A 15,591-nucleotide genomic window follows, 5' to 3' on the forward strand; every position below is an offset into this window, starting at 1 on the left:
GCGACGAGCTGGAGGCCGACCTCCACGAGGTGTTCGGCCTGGACCTCCTGGACTGGCTCCGCGGCCGGCACCCGTGGGGGAAGCTGCTCCGCCTCGCGGGGCAGCTCGGCCGCCACTCCCGCTACATCGCCGCCCTCCACGACGACGACGAGATCGCCCCGCTGCTCGTCGCCGCGCACGACGACAGCGGAGAGGAGCCCCGAATGTCCCTGGTCGGGTGGACACACGAGCGGGAGCTCCTGACCGAGCTGCTGCAGTCGGTGCGGGCGTTGCAGGCCACGGTGATCGGGATCGTGTCGAAGTCGGGGAAGCCGCCGGAGGTCCCGCCGGCGCGCCGTCCCCGGACCCTCGTCGACGACCTGCGGCGCCGCGCGGACCGTGACCAGGCCGAGACCGTGATCCAGCTGTTCAACCCGCGCCCGAGCGGGGTGTCGTCGTGAGCACGTACACCGCGGGTGACATCGCTGTCCCGATGGTCCCGTCGATGGACGGGTTCTTCGAGGAGATCACGGGGCGGCTGCAGCGGTTCGAGCCGCCGGAGGTGAGGATCCGGCCCGACGTCGACACCGACGAGGCCGAGAACAAGCTCTCCAGCGGGGGGCTCGTCGCGGCCGGTGCCGCGGTCGGGCTGCTGATCGGCGCGGCGATCACGAAGGGCCTGGCCGACGCGATCGACTTCTCCTCCGCGCAGGGGAAGTTGCAGGCCCAGATGGGGCTGTCGGCGCAGGACTCGGCCCGGTTCGGGAAGATCGCCGGGGACCTGTACTCGGGCGCGTACGGCGACTCGCTGGAGGGCGTGAACGACGCGCTGCGGTCGGTGATGCAGTCCGGGGCCCTCGCCGCGGACGCCACGGACGCGCAGATCCAGAACGTCACCGGCAGCGTGCTCAACCTGTCGACGGCGTTCGGGGTCGACGCCACCGACGCGGCGAACGCACTCGGGCAGATGATGCGGACCGGGCTGGCCCCGGACGCGCAGACCGCGCTCGACGTGATCTACCGCGGGTTCCAGCTCGGCGACGACAAGGCCGGGGACTTCCTCGACACCCTGAACGAGTACGGCACCCAGTTCCGGAAGCTCGGGCTCAACGCCGCGGACGCGACCGGGCTGATCTCGCAGGGGCTGCAGGCCGGCGCCCGGGACTCCGACCTCGTCGCCGACTCGATCAAGGAGTTCTCGATCCGGGCGGTCGACGGGTCGAAGACGACCGCGGACGGGTTCGCCGCGATCGGGCTGAACGCCGGGCAGATGGCCGAGCGGATCGGCGCCGGCGGCGACGTCGCGAAGGTCGCCCTCGCCCAGGTACTCGACGGGCTGCGCGGCATCAAGGACCCGGCGCAGCAGTCGCAGGCGGCCGTCGCGCTGTTCGGCACGCAGGCTGAGGACCTCGGCGCGGCGCTGTTCGCGCTGCACCCGGAGACCGCGGCCGCGGGGCTCGGTCAGATCGGCGGGGCCGCGGACCAGGCCGGGCAGGCGCTGCAGACCCCGGCGTCGCGGATGGAGTCGTTCCAGCGCACTCTGCAGACGACGATCGTGGACCTCATCGGCGGGAAGGTGCTGCCGATCTTCTCCACCCTCATCGACTGGGGGAAGAAGATCTTCGACTGGGGTCCGGTCCCGGACATCCTGTCGTTCCTCGCCACCACCGGCGGCACGGCCGTCGCGGTCCTCCTCGCCGTCGTCGGCGCCACGAAGGCGTGGACCATCGCGCAGGCCGCGTTCAACGCCGTCATGGCCCTGAACCCGGTCACGCTCATCATCGTCGCGATCGCCGCGTTCGTCGGGGCGATCATCTGGGCCTACAACAACGTCGAGTGGTTCCGCGACTTCGTCCAGGGCGCGTTCAAACTCATCGGCGACGCCGCGTCCTGGCTGTGGAACAACGCGATCAAGCCCGCGTTCGACGCGATCGCCGCCGTCGCGGTCTGGCTGTGGCAGAACGTCCTCCAGCCGGCGTTCAACGGGATCGCCACCGCCGTACGGGTCGCCGGGGACATCATCGGCGCCGTCTTCGGGTTCATCATCGACGCCGCGACGTTCATGGTGCAGCTCCTGCTCGCGGTCGTGATCGGGCCGCTCGTGCTGGCCTGGCAGGCGCTCGGCGTCGCCTGGAACTTCGTCTACGCCAACGTCATCAAGCCGGTGTTCGACTTCTTCGCCGCGGTCGCGCAGTGGCTGTGGGTGACGATCCTGCAGCCGATCTTCGCGCTGATCGCGGCAGCCTGGAACGTCCTCGCGACCGGGTTCCGGATCATCTACGACTCCGTGCTCGCCCCGGTGTTCCAGGCCGTCGCGACGATCGCCGGGTGGGTGTGGAACAACATCCTCGCGCCGATCTTCTCGGCCATCGGGACCGCCTGGAACGCTCTCGGGACCGGTCTCCGCTGGGTCTACGACAACATCATTAAGCCCGTCTTCGACATCTTCGCCGCGGCCGTCCAGACGTTCCACGACGTGTTCTCCCGCATCGTCGACGGCATCAAGGCCGTGTGGAACGGGATCATCGACGCCTTCAAGAAGCCGGTGAAGTTCGTCCTCGAGACGATCTGGAATGGCGGCGTCGGGAAGCTGTGGAACGCCGCGAAGACGGTGTTCCCGCTCGGCGACTTCCCGGCCGCCGACGTGTCCGGGTTCGCGCTCGGTGGTATCGCCCCCGGCTACGAGCCCGGCGTCGACCGGATCCCGGCGCTCGTCGCGCCGGGCGAGGTGATGCTCCGCCCCGAGGTCGGGCGCGGCATGGGCCGCCGCTGGGTCGACCAGGTGAACCTGGTGGCGCGCAGGGGAGGCCCCGGCGCCGTGTCGCGGTTCCTCGCGTTCGGCGGTGAGGGCCCCCAGGAGTTCGCGGACGGCGGCATCGCGGAGGGGCAGTCGTGGGCGAAGGCGCAGCGCGGCAAGCCGTACGTGTGGGGCGGGGTCGGGCCGGGTGGCTACGACTGCTCCGGCATGGTGTCCGCGCTGACTCGGGTCGTGCTCGGGCTGCCGCAGCCCTACATCCGCATGTTCGCGACCGGGTCGTTCGCGGCGAACCGCGGCGCGGGCGGGTTCGTGCCCGGGAAGAACTCCGCGTTCGTCATCGGTGTCTCCCCGAACACCGGGCAGGGCATCGGGCACATGGCGGCGAACCTCGACGGGCTCGCGATCGAGTCCCGCGGCGGGGACGGTGTCGTCGTCGGCCCGGACGCCCGGTCGGTCGAGGACAGCCTGTTCCCGTGGCAGTTCTACATGCCGCGGGTCGGGGACAAGTTCGTCCCGGCCGGGTCCGGGCAGGCCCCGTCCTATGTGTCGCTGCTGCAGCGGGTGTTCGACCCGATCGCCGCGGACATCCGCTCCCTGGTGAACACCGTGTTCCCGCGGCCGTCCGGGACGATGGTCGGGGACGTGCCCGGGAAGATGACGGACTGGGCCATCGACAAGGCGCACGACTACCTGTTCGGGAAGGCCGGCGAGATGGACGCCGGCCGGATCGCGGCGGGTATGGCGTCGACGGCCGGGGACGCCCGCGAGGCGGTCCGGGCGGTCGCGACGAAGTACGGGTGGGACCACGGCACCCAGTGGAACGCGCTCGAGGAACTGATCCGGCGGGAGTCCGGGTGGGACCCGCTCGCGAAGAACCCGAACTCGACCGCGTACGGGCTGTTCCAGTTCCTCGACGCCACGTGGGCCGCCTACGGCGGGCACAAGACGTCGAACCCGGGCCTGCAGGCGCAGTACGGCCTCACCTACATCGCCGACAAGTACCAGACGCCGTACGGGGCGCTGTCGTTCTGGAACCGGAACCACTGGTACGACCAGGGCGGCGAGCTCCCGCCCGGCGCGACGACGGTGTTCAACGGGTTGCCGCACTCGGAGACGGTGCTGCCGCTCCCGCCGAAGCTGGTCGACAACCTCCTCGCCCGCGGCGGTGACGGCGCCGAGCTGCACCTCCACGCTCGTGAGCCGATGTCGCAGTCGGAGATCTCCCGTCTGGCCGACGAGGTCGTCCGCAAGACGCAGTGGGCCAGGAGGACCGGATGAGGCTGGTGACCCTCGACGTCCTGAAGGCGTCGCACGGGCCGACGCACGAGCAGTACGTCGACGCGAACGGCACGGCGTGGATCTGCACGAGTATCAAGGGCTGGCTATCGGCGCCGGCGCGGCGCACGAAGCACGACGAGCGCCCGACCGGGGACGGCGCGCACCGCTCGGCCGCGTACCGCGAGACCCGCAGCATGTCGATCGAGGGCCGGTTCTTCCCGCTGTCCGACGCGGTCGGCTGGGACACCGCGGACCGGCTGCTGGCGATCTGCCCGGACCCGGGGGAGCGGTACCCGATGGTCGTCGACGGGGCGGTGCGGCCGCTGCTGGCCTACGTCGAGCAGGCCGGGGAGGTCCTCGTCGACCAGACCGGCCCGCGGCAGTGGGACTGGTCGGTGCCGGTGATCGCGGCGGACCCGTACCGGTACTCGGTGGCGTGGGCGAGCGTCGGGCCGTCGTCGGCCGGGACGGACGGGGTCGGCGGCATCGCGACGTCCGGCTCGGGCATCGTGACGAGCTCGCCGGGCATCGCGACCGGCACGGCCCCGACGCTCGCGACCGCGACGGTCACCGGCACGGGCACGGTCGACAGCCAGGTCGTCTATCAGGTCACCGGCCCGACGGCCGGGGTGCAGGTCGCGGACCTGGCGGGCACGTCGATCGTCGGGGTCCGCGGCAACCTCGCGGCGGGCGAGTCGCTGTTCATCAACACCAGCGGGCGGGTCGCGTTCGACGTGCCGGGCTGCCCGACCCCGATCCCGGCCTACGGCGCGGTCCTCGGCGGGGCGAACGCGCGCGGCGCGGTCTGGGTGACCGGCGGGTGGCCGCGGCTGCGGCCGGGCGAGATCCGCACGTACCGGCTGACCGGCGCGACCGGGGCGGGGACGGCGCTGACCGTGCACACCCGCGGCACGTGGGTCTGAGGAAGGAACCGAGATGGGCGCATCATCTGCCAGCACGACCGACCCGTGGCTGTCGAATCAGAAGGTCACCAGCCCGGAGGCGCGGCTCGCGCTGGGCGCGTCGTGGGCGAAGCAAGTCGGGTCGTCGATCCTCGCCGAGTCCGGCGCGGTCGAGGGCGCGGGCCCGACGGCGTCGGTGTCCGGTGGGAACGTCGTCGTGACCGCGCACCAGGCGATCGTCGAGGCCGCGCTCGGGACGTACGTGTGCACGTCGACGGCGTCGCTGACGGTGCCGATCGACACCCCGCTTCCGACGTCCGGGCAGTCCCGCTACGACATCATCTACGGCGAGATCGTCGACTCCAGCGACTCGGCCACCTACCGGCTCAACACCGTGAAGGGCACCGCCGCGTCGTCCCCGAGCATCCCGGCGACCCCGTCGAACGTCGTGCCGCTGTTCCGGGTCCCGGTGACCAACGCCGGCCCGCAGACCCCGGTACCGATCATGTCGTGGGCGAGGGCGCCCGGCGCGCCGCGGCTCGTCGAGACCGGAGACACCCGCGCCGGCGCCTACATCGGTGACCGCCGGAAGTTCCGCGACGGCTCCGAAGACGTCTGGTCCGGGTCCGCGTGGCAGCGGGTCGTCGCCCCGGCCAGCTGGTCGCAGTTCACCCCGCAGCTGCTCACCGCGGGCGACGCGTCCGGCGTCCCGGTCGGCCCCAACGGGTCCGCGATCGGCCGCTACCTCGTGCAGGGCAAGAGCATGCACCTGCGGTACGTGTTCCGCGTCGGGACCGGCGCCCCGCCGGCCGGGTGGGGCGACATCTCCACGACCCTGCCGCCGGGGATCACCTCGGCCCCGGTCGAGGAGACCCAGATCCTCGCGAAGCTCAACGCGCACAACCCCGTCGGCACGCTGTACGCGATCTTCATGGGGAAGTGCTTCATCCCGCCGAACTCCAACCAGATGAACCTGTACTTCCCGTTCTCCTCCGCCCGCTCCGACTTGGGCACCTACCAGATGTCGAGCAGCAGCGCCGGCGCCGCGGGCACCGGCCGGCCGCTCGTCCCCGGCGGCTACCCGATCCCCGGGATCCTCGTGATCCAGGGGACGATCGAGATCTCCTGACCCGTGGACGAGCCGGAGTACCGGGTCCTGGTGGCGCACACGCGCACCGGGCAGATCGTCGATGCGCTCGACGACCCCGGGTGGTCGTTCGAGGAGAACCTCGCGTGGGCGTCGCTGGGGAAGATCAGCATCACCGTGCCGCTGCCCGGTGTCGACCGCGCCGGGCGGCTGACCCGGGACACGCTGCGCGGCATCCGCAACGGCATGTCGTCGATCTCGCTGGTCATCGTCCGCCGCGACGGCGCTGCGCTCGCCGCCGGGCCGGTGTACACCCTCGGCTGGGACGCCGCGGGCGTGTCGATCGGCTGCGCGTCGCTGGGGAAGCTGTTCGACAAGCGCATGGTGCTCACCCCCGGCTTCCTCACCGACCCGACGAACCCGGCCGCGTCGGTCACGCTCGCGCTGCCGCCGCGGGATCGGGTGACCGCGCTCCTCGACCTCGCCATGACCGGGGTGCGGCGCGGGCTGCCGATCACCCTGCCGTCGCTGTCCGGGGTCGGGGGCGACGAGGTCACCTACGCCGGGGTCGACCTGCGCACCACCGCCGAGGCGGTCAAGGCGATCGTCGAGGCCGACGGCGGCCCCGACGTGCTGCTCCTGCCGCAGGTGTCCGACGACCAGTCGCAGCTGTCGTGGACCGCCGCGGTCGGGGACCCGACCCTCGGCGCGTTCAACCCCGACGCGGTCTGGGACTACCCGCTCGTCGCGATGTCCGGGGACGTCGACGACTCGGAGACCACCGAGATCGCCTACGTCGTCGGGGACTCCTCCGGCTCGGACTCCAGCGCCAGGCTCATCGGCGTCTCGACCGTCGACCGCGGGGAGCCGTGGCCGGCGCTGGAGCGCGCGGACCGCACCAGCGTGTCCGAGGCGCGGCAGACCCAGCTCGACGCGCTCGCCGCGTCCTACGGCGCCGAGTACGGGCAGGCCGTCGAGACGATCAACTACAGCGCCCCGACGGACCTGGCGCCGGCGTACCGGACGGCGTGGAACCTTGGCGACGTCGCGACGTTCGCGTTCACCGGGCACCCGTGGCTCGACGACGGCACCGCGACCGCCCGGATGATCGGAGTGTCGATGGACCCGGACGAGACGAAGTTCGCGACGACGGCGGTCGCGTGATGGGGCGGATCGCGGAGACCACATCGGAGGCGTCGGCGGCGCGGCGCGACGAGGCCCGGTTGCGGGAGCTCGACCGGAAGGCGTTGCGCGCCCAGCAGGTCGCGGCCGGTGGCGCGCGGGGGATCGTGCCGGGCGGGCTGGTGCTGCGGACGAGCGGCGGGCCGACGACGTCGGGGACGACCCCGGCGACCGGGGCGTCGGTGCTGTCGGCGTCGGTGCCGCTGCCCTACGGGCGACAGTTCGAGGTGCGTGTCCCGAACCTCGGGTTCAACAGCGTCGCGGCCGGGTTCGTCATCGCCCAGATCACCTACACCATCGACGGCTCCGACCCGACCGTTACGAGCACCGTCCTCGACACCGCCACGTCGGACACCTCGGGGTCGACCCGCGGGCTGAACATGACCGGGTTCGTCGCCGTGGCGCGCCCCCTCGGCGTCGACGACACCGTGACCGGGGTGACGCTCAAGGTCCTCGTGTCGTTCTGGGCCGGGCTGGCCGGGACCTACACCGTGCAGACGCACCCGACGTGGCCGGCGAAGCTGGTCATCGAGGACAAGGGCCCGGCCGCTGTCGCAGCGTGAGATCGGCCGTCGCGTCGACGTCGGGCAGGTAGCATCCCGGGCTATCGGCCCTCGGTGGCCGCGCCCCGCCCCTGGTGGCACCACGTCAGGTGTCGAGAAGGGGCCCGCCGATGGCGCGTCACGAACTGGACCTGCAGTCGCTCGCCTACCGCGACATGCCCGACGAGCAGGTCACCACGGACGACATGATCCGGCACTTCGTCGTCCGCGAGCACGAACCGCTCGGGTCGGTGTCCGACCTGATGCTCCCCGGTGAGTACGAGCTCGCCGACTGGGACGCCGGACGGCAGGACCCGCGGTGAGCGGCATCTACGTGCCGTGGCTCGCGGACGCGGCCCGGCTCACCGGCTACCCGGTCGCCGAGGTGTCGGGGTGGAAGTCCCGCGGCCACGGCGGCATGACGTCCGTCGAGGGCGTCGTCTGCCATCACACCGCGGGCCCGAAGACGGGGGAGTACCCGTCGCTGCAGGTCGTCCGGGACGGCCGAGCGGGTCTGCCGGGGCCGCTGGCGAACCTCGGTCTCGGCCGCTCCGGCACGGTCTACGTCATGGCGGCCGGGCTGGCCTACCACGCCGGTGTGTCCGCGTGGGCCGGGTACTCCGACCTGAACTACCGGTTCCTCGGTATCGAGGCCGAGGACGACGGCGACGGCGTGTGGACGGCGGAGCAGCTCGACTGCTACCCCCGCCTCGTCGCGGCGCTCCTGTACTACATGCGCCGCAACGCATCCCGCGCGTGCGCCCACCGCGAATGCGCGCTCCCCTTGGGCCGCAAGCCGGACCCGACCGGCATCGACATGCCCGCGTTCCGGGCCCGGGTCGGGCAGCTCCTCGCCGACCCCCTGCACCTCATCCCGCGCGGTGGCGGCGGCAGCGCTCCCGCCGCCGCTCCCGCACTCCGACAGGAGGACGACGTCATGTACATCAAGTGCGATCTGGACGGCAAGGGCACGATCGGCACCGCGATCTGGTCCGGCTCGATCTTCGCCGGGCTGACCGGCGGGTCGGTCGCGTCCGCGGACGACAACATCAGCAAGGGCGCGCTCGTGCAGTGGGTGTCCCGCGACGAGTGGGCCGACCTCGACCGGAAGTCGCACGCGCTGTGCGACAACCCCCGCCCGGTCACCATCGTCGAGCCGAAGGCGCAGTCGTGAAGCGCGAACCCGCGCTGCTCTACGTCGGGCTCCTCGCCCCCGTCGTGCAGGTCCTCGCCGCGTTCGTGTTCGACGCGAACCCCACCGTCCAGGGCGCGGTCAACGCGGCCGCCGTCGCGCTCGCCGGCGCCATCACCGCCGTCCTCGTCCGCTCCGACAGCCTCGTCCCCGCGATCCTCGGCGCCGCGCAGGCCGTCCTCGCGCTCGTCCTCGCGTTCGGCGTGCAGTGGTCCTCGGAGCAGCAGGCCGCGCTCATGGGCCTTGTCGGTGTTGTCGTCGCCGTCGTCGTTCGCGACCGCGTCGAGGCGCCCGTCCCGCCGACCGTCACCGCCCCGCCGGCCGCGACGCTCGAGGGGCCCTGACCGGTGGCCGTCCGCACCGACCTCACGATCTATCAGGGCGACACCTACCTGTCGCCCTGGTGGGTCGTCGTCGTCGACGGGGAGGGCGTCGACCTCGCCGACCCCGACGAGGGGTGGACGGTCAAGGCGCAGGCGCGCCGCGACGGGCTGGCCGTGGTCACGTGGGCCGGTACCGACGCCACCCCGGGCGCGCAGATCATCACCGCGCCGTGGACCGGGGACGTCGGGGACCTCACCGTCGAGACGACCGCGGTCCGGCTGTACCTCACCCCCGAGGCGACAGCGCTGCTCGACGCGAACCGTTCCCTCGCGTTCGACGTCGAGCTGTCCAGCCCGAACGCCGGGCCGCTCGGTGACGCCTACCGGGTCACGCTCGTCGTCGGCTCCATCTCGATCACGAAGGACGTGACCGAGTGACCGCGCCGCTCCTGCCCGGGGAGCAGGTCGTCGTCGTCGAGGTCGGCGACCCCGGCCCGGAGGTCGTGCAGGTCGGGCAGGACTCCAGCACCGTCCCGGTGTTCGTGCCCGGCACCGCCGTCGGGGGCGCGGCCCGTCTCGACGACCTCCTCGACGTCGACGCCCCCGTCGGCGCCCCGGGCCTGCTCGAGCGGCAGGACGACGGCCGGGTGCACCCGGTGACCCGGGACGAGGTCCTCGCCCCGCACATCCTCGCGCCCGAGCCGCACCCCGCCTACGACGACCTCCCGAGCTTCCGGCTCCTGTTCGAGAACGGACTTGTCTGATGTCCCTGTCCAGCAACGTTGCCGACCTCGCGACGCGAGTCGCGACCGAGATCAAGGCCAAGGCCACCCAGATCAACGGGAACGCCCCGGACCTCTCGGCGCTCACCACGACGGCGAAGTCGAACCTCGTCGCCGCGATCAACGAGGTGAACTCCGCCGTCGCTGGCTCCTCGGGCATCGACGACGGCACGACGGGCACGTCGACGACCTGGTCGTCGTCGAAGATCTCCTCGGAGGTGTCGACCGCGTCCACCGCGGACCGGGACCGCGCGAACCACACCGGCACCCAGTCCGCCGACACCATCACCGACGGCACCACGAACAAGGCGTACACCGCGGCGGAGAAGACGAAGCTCGCCGGGATCGCGTCCGGCGCCACGGCGAACGCCACCGACGCGCAGCTCCGGGACCGGTCGACCCACACCGGCACGCAGACCGCGTCGACGATCAGCGACTTCACGACCGCCGTGAACGCGCTGGTGTCGGCTGGGATGAACAGCCTGGTCGACTCCGCGCCCGGCACGCTCGACACCCTGAACGAGCTGGCCGCCGCGCTCGGGGACGACCCGAACTTCGCCGCGACGATCAACACCGCCCTCGGGAACCGCGTCCGGACCGACACCGCCGCGCAGGGTCTCACGACGACCCAGCAGGGCAACGCCCGCACGAACATCGCCGCCGCGGCCGCCGCGGACGTGACGGCGCTGGCGGCGGCGGTCGGGGACACCGACGCCGACTTCGCCGCGACCTTCGTCGCCGGGCTGTCGTGACCCTCGCGAGCCGGATCTCCGCGCTCGCGACCAGGCTCGCCACCGAGTTCAACACGGTCCGCGGCGAGATGGCGACGGGCCTTGCGGGGAAGGCGAACACCAGCCACGCCCACGGCGCCGGCGACGTCACGTCCGGCACGCTGGCGATCGCCCGCGTCCCGACGGGCACGTCGGGGACCACGGTCGCGCTCGGGAACCACAGCCACAGCTACCAGGACGCCGACGCGGACCTCACCGCGATCGCCGCGCTGTCCCCGGCGAACAACGACTTCCTCCAGCGGAAGTCGAGCGCGTGGACGAACCGCACCCCCGCGCAGGTCGTCGCGGACCTCGCGGGCACCAGCTCGACGACGCTCGCCGCCGGGAACCGCGGCCTCCCCACCGGCGGCGCGTCCGGGCAGATCCTCGCTAAGTCCTCGGCCAGCGACTACGCGGTCGGCTGGATCGACTACCCCGCCGCGCTGCCGCGCGGCGTGATCGCCCGGGCCCGCCGCAACACCGGGAACCTCACGATGGCGTCGGGGACCGCGTACAAGATCGTGGAGCTGTCGGCGAGTCTCCTCGCCGGCCGCATGTACCGGTTCCGGTCGCAGGCCGGGTTCTACGCCGACAGCGGCGCCACGATCGCCGACGTGTTCCTCCGCTACACCACCGACGGGTCGGCGCCGAGCACGTCGTCGACGGTGTTCGAGCACACCTCGGCGCCGCTGCTGGCCGGGGTCCGGGTCGGGACGGCCATCACCGACGACTTCTACACCCCGGCGTCGAATCAGACGGTCCGGCTGCTGCTCACCGCGTCGATCATCGCGTCGACGGGCGCCTGTTACGGCGCCACCAGCGACGCGTGGCCCGCCCGGATCACCGTCGAGGACGTCGGTCTCGCGGTCGCGGTCGGCGGCACGAACTACTAGCGCGGGCCCCGGAGGGGGCGAGGGGTGGCAGGTGATGCGTGGACGGGCTGAGCGCGATCGGGACCGAACTGATCTCCCGGTTCGGGGTGTACGCGCTGCTGCTGATCGGGATGTGGCTCATCATCCGGGCGCTGCGGAAGGACGCCGAGAAGGTCGCGACGCGGATGGCCGAGCAGGACGAGGACCACGCCCGCGACCGGGTGAAGTGGCGCGAGGACGAAACGCACCTGCGGGAGCAGATCCGGGAGTTGCGCGCCGACCTGGAGGAGGAACGACGGGCGCGACACGCCGCGGAGGACGCGGCACGAGCAGCGGGGGTGCCGCCCTCGCCGCCCGCGTCGCCTCGGCATCGACTGCCCGACGGCTGATCCGCCGCTACGGCGCCTGGCCGGTCGCGCTCGTCGCGCTCGGCCTCGCCGGGGCCGGGTTCTTCTCCGTGCACGACGTCGTGAAGAAGCAAGAGGCCGACACCGGGAAGGCCGTCGCCGTCGAGCAGCTCGGGCAGGTCGCGGACCCGCTCGCGCAACTGTGCGCGGAGGACGCGTCGGTCCGCGCCCGCGTCGGCGCGGCGTGCGGCGCGGCGCAGGCAGCCGTCGACAGCCCCACCCTGGCCGCCCGGAACGGTGTCGACGGCGCCGACGGGCGCGGCATCACCGGCACGTCGATCGGCGCGGACGGCCACCTCACCGTCACCTACTCCGACGGCACGTTCCGCGACGTCGGGAAGGTCGTGGGCGACGACGGCCGCGGCATCGCCACGGTCACGCTCGAGGGCGGCCGGCTGGTCGTCGTGTACTCCGACGGCACCCGTGTCGACCTCGGCGGTGTCGTCGGGCCCGCGGGGCGCTCGATCACCGGTGCGTCGACGGACGGCGGCCGCCTCGTCCTGACCCTCGACGACGGGACGACCCTCGACGCCGGGCCGCTCCCGGCTGGGCCGCCCGGACAGAACGGCGCCGACGGCGGGCAGGGCCCCGCTGGGCCGGCCGGGCCCGCGTGCCCCGACGGGTTCAAACCGGTCGAGACGGGGCCGGTCGTGGGCTCCGACGGAGTCAGCTACTCCCGCTCGATCACGTGCGTGGACCCGTCGTCGGCGAGCGGGGGCTGACATGGCGCGCCCGCCGAACGACGCGGCCGAGGCCGAGGCGGCCGCGTGGCGTCGGGTCGAGGCCGAGTACGAGCGGGTCGCGCACGCTCACGAACGGCTCGCGAAGGCCCTCGCGGAGCACCGGGCCGCGGCCGACCGGGCGCTGATGGAGTCGTCGGCGCGCGCGGTCGAGGACGCCGAGCTCGTCAGGAACTTCCGGGCGCTGCTGCCGTTCGCGATGCGACGCCGGCGCCCGTGCCCGCCGGGGCTGCCGTCGCCGCGCCGGCCGAAGGACTGACTCGTCAGGCGTCCGGGTACATGGCGCGCTCGATCTCCGCGCGCAACGCCTCGAACGCCGGCTGTTGCTTCTTCGTGAAGACGACGGAGTTCTCGTCCGCGACCGCGTGCCGGGTCTGCCGCCCGTACGTCGCCCGGGACTCGTTCCCGCCCGGGATCGTGAACTGTATGAACCCGTTCGTCAGGACCCCGGCCGGCTTGATCTGCACGGCCGTGATCGCCTTCACCGGGATCCGCTTCGACCCGCTGGCGCTCGTGAGCGCGGCGAGCCCTTTCTTGCTGATCTCGACGAACCTGCCGTCGAACGACACCGCCCCGCCGCGGTAGCCCTCAACGACGAGCGGGCTGGTGGGCGTGGGGCTGGTCATGCTTCGCCTCCTGGGCGTCGTGGTCGTGCGGGACTGAATGAACCTTCGGGAACGGTACGGCCGGTGTTACGCACCGCGCGGCCGGATCGTGAGCTCGACACCGGGACGGCCCAGCAGGACCACCCGTCCGAGGAGGACGCGCGCGATCCGCACCCCGTCGGACATGCACGCAGCGACAGCAAGCTCACCGACATGGACGACAACCTCGGCGGCCCGCTGGCACTTCGGCTCGGCGCACTTCATCCCGAGCCTCGCGCGACTCCGGCGCACTCGCGCAGCAGCTCGACCGTCACCGGGCGCCGGATCCACGGCTTCCCGACCGTGAGCCCGCCGCAGCCCAGCCCCGTCATGCACATCACCTCGACCGGCACCCGCTCGTCCCGCAGCACCGTCGCCCGGCCCTGGAGCTCGACGTAGGCGCTGTCGCCCGACGCGAGGCCGGCCCACATCGACAGCTCGGGCTCGTCGAGCCGCTCGTGCCAGGCCAGGAGGTCGAGCAGCGAGTCGGCGAGCAGCACGAGCCGCGCCCCGCCGACGCCGTCGCCGTCCGTGTCACGGACCCGGATCAGGTGCAGCGTGGGAAGCCCGTCAGCCTGCAGACGCATCCCCATCGTCACCGACCCCCGCACGGGCGGGCGCCGCCCCGGGCGCGGATCACGACGAGCGCGTCTGCAGCGAGTTCGGAGATCTTGCACGGCCACGCCGCGTGCAGCGACGTCCCCGCGACTCGGCACACGGTGCACCGGCCATCGTTGTCGACTCGGTGCTCGGTGACGAGACGCCCGACAAGATCAGGGTTCTGGGCGATGGTCGCGACGAGCTCGATCCAGTTACGGTCCTGCATGGGTCCCCTCCCGGGGGGATCAAGGCCCCGGCCGGCGGTGAGGTCGCCGAGCCGGGGCCGACTCATCTACACGGGAGCCCGGACGGGCCCCGCGGGCCGAGCTGCCGCGACGAAGCCGCGGGCCGTTCCCACGCACCGGGGAAGATCCCGGCGAAGTCCGGTGAAATCGGCAAAGATCGCGGTCGAATCGGCAAGGCCGCCACGACTGTGCGTGGAGTGCCGAAGCCGCCGCCGCGTTACCTCACGACGCCCGAAGCTGCCCGCGAGCTCAACGTCAACGAGCGCACGCTCCGGCACTGGGTCGCGACGGGGCAGATCGAACCGGACTTCCGCACGGCTGGCGGGCACATGCGCTGGGACGTCGAACGGGTCCGCGCCGAGCTGCGGCGAGACCTGCGACGTCGCCGCGACGAGGCCGAGTAGCGCACCCATCACGCCGCCGCCCCTGTCTCCCCGTCGGCGTGCCCGCGGCTCGTGCGCCGCCCGGTCCGGGGACGCAGCGACTTCGACAGCCGGTCCATCGCCTTCGTCGCGGCCGCGCCGGTCGTCCGGACGTAGATCCGGGTCGTGTTCGGCGACGCATGCCGCATGACGTCCTGGGTGAGCAGGACGTCGCGCGTCGCGGCGTAGAACGCCGTGCCGAAGCTGTGCCGCAGCCAGTGCAGCGAGTAGGGCATGCCGTGGCGGGCGAAGAACTTCGTGACCAGCCGGCTCACCGTGCTCGGCTTCATCGCCCCGCCGCTCGCGGTGCGCCACAGCGGCCCCCGCATGTGCATGTACTGGCGGATCGACGGCTCCACGTGCAGCGGCACGGTGATGCGGAACGGTTTCCGGCCCTTCCCGATCCCGGAGAGCACGAGCCGGCCCTCGACCTCGTCGATGCTGTCCCGGGTGAGTTGCGCGATCTCCATCGCGCGAAGCCCCATGAACGCGGCGAGCACCAGCCATGTCCGCAGCGGCTCCTCCGCGAGTTCGATCGCGAGCCGCAGGTCCCGGTCGGGCACGGGGTGCGCGACGGCGGGCGGCACCTTGATCCTCGGCAGCCGGGCGGTCGGGTCGACGGCGATGAGCCCGGTCTCGAGCGCCCACGCGTAGAACGCGCGGGCGTTCGAGGTGTAGGTCGCGATGGTGCTCATCTTGTACGGCGTGCCGAGTCGGGATGTGCCGTTGCGGAGGCTGCTCTGCCAGGCGTCGAGGATCTCGGGTGTGGCGTCGAGCAGGGGACAGGGGAGTGCTTCCGCAAGCCGCTGGAGGTTCGCTCTGCGGTGACGGAGGGATACCGGGGTTGCGCCGTTCCGGTCGAACCA

20 protein-coding genes are annotated in these 15,591 nt (G+C 72.4%); 17 read left to right on the top strand and 3 right to left on the bottom strand.

Annotated features, from left to right (window positions below):
• Positions 1-29 precede the first annotated feature (29 nt).
• From PSD17_RS28470 to PSD17_RS28545, 16 genes are all read left to right on the top strand, one after another.
• The gene (locus tag PSD17_RS28470; RefSeq protein ID WP_339125417.1) at positions 30-440 is read left to right on the top strand and encodes a hypothetical protein; all 411 of its coding nucleotides are present in this window, start codon (positions 30-32) and stop codon (positions 438-440) included.
• Complete coding sequence (locus PSD17_RS28475) at positions 437-4,015, top strand: phage tail tape measure protein (RefSeq protein WP_339125419.1); 3,579 nt, start codon at positions 437-439, stop codon at positions 4,013-4,015. The genes PSD17_RS28470 and PSD17_RS28475 overlap by 4 nt, the downstream gene beginning before the upstream one ends.
• Entirely contained in the window at positions 4,012-4,938 is a 927-nt protein-coding gene (locus PSD17_RS28480; protein ID WP_339125420.1) for a hypothetical protein, read from the top strand. The genes PSD17_RS28475 and PSD17_RS28480 overlap by 4 nt, the downstream gene beginning before the upstream one ends.
• 13 nt (positions 4,939-4,951) lie before the next feature.
• Entirely contained in the window at positions 4,952-6,046 is a 1,095-nt protein-coding gene (locus PSD17_RS28485; protein ID WP_339125421.1) for a hypothetical protein, read from the top strand.
• Between the two features lie 3 nt (positions 6,047-6,049).
• Positions 6,050-7,168 carry a hypothetical protein gene (locus tag PSD17_RS28490; protein WP_339125422.1) on the top strand — a complete coding sequence of 373 codons (1,119 nt, stop codon included), beginning with the start codon at positions 6,050-6,052 and terminating at the stop codon, positions 7,166-7,168.
• The gene (locus PSD17_RS28495; RefSeq protein WP_339125424.1) at positions 7,168-7,749 is read left to right on the top strand and encodes a hypothetical protein; all 582 of its coding nucleotides are present in this window, start codon (positions 7,168-7,170) and stop codon (positions 7,747-7,749) included. Before PSD17_RS28490 ends, PSD17_RS28495 begins: the two co-directional genes overlap by 1 nt.
• Before the next feature lie 110 nt (positions 7,750-7,859).
• On the top strand, positions 7,860-8,051 hold the full coding sequence (locus PSD17_RS28500; protein ID WP_339125426.1) for a hypothetical protein: 192 nt from the start codon (positions 7,860-7,862) through the stop codon (positions 8,049-8,051).
• Positions 8,048-8,902, top strand: coding sequence for an N-acetylmuramoyl-L-alanine amidase (locus PSD17_RS28505; RefSeq protein WP_339125428.1), 855 nt, complete (start codon positions 8,048-8,050; stop codon positions 8,900-8,902). Before PSD17_RS28500 ends, PSD17_RS28505 begins: the two co-directional genes overlap by 4 nt.
• Complete coding sequence (locus PSD17_RS28510; protein ID WP_339125430.1) at positions 8,899-9,264, top strand: hypothetical protein; 366 nt, start codon at positions 8,899-8,901, stop codon at positions 9,262-9,264. The genes PSD17_RS28505 and PSD17_RS28510 overlap by 4 nt, the downstream gene beginning before the upstream one ends.
• 3 nt (positions 9,265-9,267) lie before the next feature.
• The gene (locus PSD17_RS28515; RefSeq protein WP_339125431.1) at positions 9,268-9,681 is read left to right on the top strand and encodes a hypothetical protein; all 414 of its coding nucleotides are present in this window, start codon (positions 9,268-9,270) and stop codon (positions 9,679-9,681) included.
• Complete coding sequence (locus PSD17_RS28520) at positions 9,678-10,007, top strand: hypothetical protein (RefSeq protein WP_339125433.1); 330 nt, start codon at positions 9,678-9,680, stop codon at positions 10,005-10,007. Before PSD17_RS28515 ends, PSD17_RS28520 begins: the two co-directional genes overlap by 4 nt.
• The gene (locus PSD17_RS28525; RefSeq protein ID WP_339125435.1) at positions 10,007-10,777 is read left to right on the top strand and encodes a hypothetical protein; all 771 of its coding nucleotides are present in this window, start codon (positions 10,007-10,009) and stop codon (positions 10,775-10,777) included. Before PSD17_RS28520 ends, PSD17_RS28525 begins: the two co-directional genes overlap by 1 nt.
• A complete protein-coding gene (locus PSD17_RS28530; RefSeq protein ID WP_339125437.1) occupies positions 10,774-11,688 on the top strand; it encodes a hypothetical protein in 915 nt (304 codons plus the stop codon). Before PSD17_RS28525 ends, PSD17_RS28530 begins: the two co-directional genes overlap by 4 nt.
• A 38-nt stretch (positions 11,689-11,726) precedes the next feature.
• Complete coding sequence (locus tag PSD17_RS28535; protein WP_339125439.1) at positions 11,727-12,056, top strand: hypothetical protein; 330 nt, start codon at positions 11,727-11,729, stop codon at positions 12,054-12,056.
• A 68-nt stretch (positions 12,057-12,124) separates the two neighbouring features.
• On the top strand, positions 12,125-12,796 hold the full coding sequence (locus PSD17_RS28540) for a hypothetical protein (RefSeq protein WP_339125440.1): 672 nt from the start codon (positions 12,125-12,127) through the stop codon (positions 12,794-12,796).
• A 1-nt stretch (position 12,797) separates the two neighbouring features.
• The gene (locus PSD17_RS28545) at positions 12,798-13,073 is read left to right on the top strand and encodes a hypothetical protein (RefSeq protein ID WP_339125441.1); all 276 of its coding nucleotides are present in this window, start codon (positions 12,798-12,800) and stop codon (positions 13,071-13,073) included.
• Between the two features lie 4 nt (positions 13,074-13,077).
• Here the strand turns inward: PSD17_RS28545 and PSD17_RS28550 are convergent, their stop codons facing one another.
• Both PSD17_RS28550 and PSD17_RS28555 read right to left on the bottom strand, forming a co-directional pair.
• Positions 13,078-13,440, bottom strand: coding sequence for a DUF4429 domain-containing protein (locus PSD17_RS28550; protein WP_339125443.1), 363 nt, complete (start codon positions 13,438-13,440; stop codon positions 13,078-13,080).
• Positions 13,441-13,679: 239 nt separating this feature from the next.
• Complete coding sequence (locus PSD17_RS28555) at positions 13,680-14,045, bottom strand: hypothetical protein (protein WP_339125444.1); 366 nt, start codon at positions 14,043-14,045, stop codon at positions 13,680-13,682.
• 455 nt (positions 14,046-14,500) lie between these two features.
• Here PSD17_RS28555 and PSD17_RS28560 point away from each other — a divergent pair, with 455 nt between their 5' ends.
• Entirely contained in the window at positions 14,501-14,707 is a 207-nt protein-coding gene (locus PSD17_RS28560; protein WP_339125445.1) for a MerR family DNA-binding transcriptional regulator, read from the top strand.
• A gap of 8 nt (positions 14,708-14,715) precedes the next feature.
• On the opposite strand, the gene PSD17_RS28565 is transcribed toward PSD17_RS28560, so the two are convergent.
• Positions 14,716-15,420, bottom strand: a complete 705-nt coding sequence (locus PSD17_RS28565; RefSeq protein WP_339125447.1) for a tyrosine-type recombinase/integrase — start codon at positions 15,418-15,420, stop codon at positions 14,716-14,718.
• Between the last annotated feature and the right edge of the window lie 171 nt (positions 15,421-15,591).

Origin of the sequence: Pseudonocardia sp. D17 (genome assembly GCF_036984265.1) — a bacterium.
GTDB lineage: Bacteria > Actinomycetota > Actinomycetes > Mycobacteriales > Pseudonocardiaceae > Pseudonocardia > Pseudonocardia benzenivorans.

Coding starts and splice junctions, on each gene's coding strand:
- PSD17_RS28480 (WP_339125420.1), top strand. CDS start 4,012: ATGAGGCTGGTGACCCTCGACGTCCTGAAGGCGTCGCACGGGCCGACG.
- PSD17_RS28485 (WP_339125421.1), top strand. CDS start 4,952: ATGGGCGCATCATCTGCCAGCACGACCGACCCGTGGCTGTCGAATCAG.
- PSD17_RS28495 (WP_339125424.1), top strand. CDS start 7,168: ATGGGGCGGATCGCGGAGACCACATCGGAGGCGTCGGCGGCGCGGCGC.
- PSD17_RS28500 (WP_339125426.1), top strand. CDS start 7,860: ATGGCGCGTCACGAACTGGACCTGCAGTCGCTCGCCTACCGCGACATG.
- PSD17_RS28525 (WP_339125435.1), top strand. CDS start 10,007: ATGTCCCTGTCCAGCAACGTTGCCGACCTCGCGACGCGAGTCGCGACC.
- PSD17_RS28545 (WP_339125441.1), top strand. CDS start 12,798: ATGGCGCGCCCGCCGAACGACGCGGCCGAGGCCGAGGCGGCCGCGTGG.
- PSD17_RS28550 (WP_339125443.1), bottom strand. CDS start 13,440: ATGACCAGCCCCACGCCCACCAGCCCGCTCGTCGTTGAGGGCTACCGC.
- PSD17_RS28555 (WP_339125444.1), bottom strand. CDS start 14,045: ATGCGTCTGCAGGCTGACGGGCTTCCCACGCTGCACCTGATCCGGGTC.
- PSD17_RS28565 (WP_339125447.1), bottom strand. CDS start 15,420: ATGAGCACCATCGCGACCTACACCTCGAACGCCCGCGCGTTCTACGCG.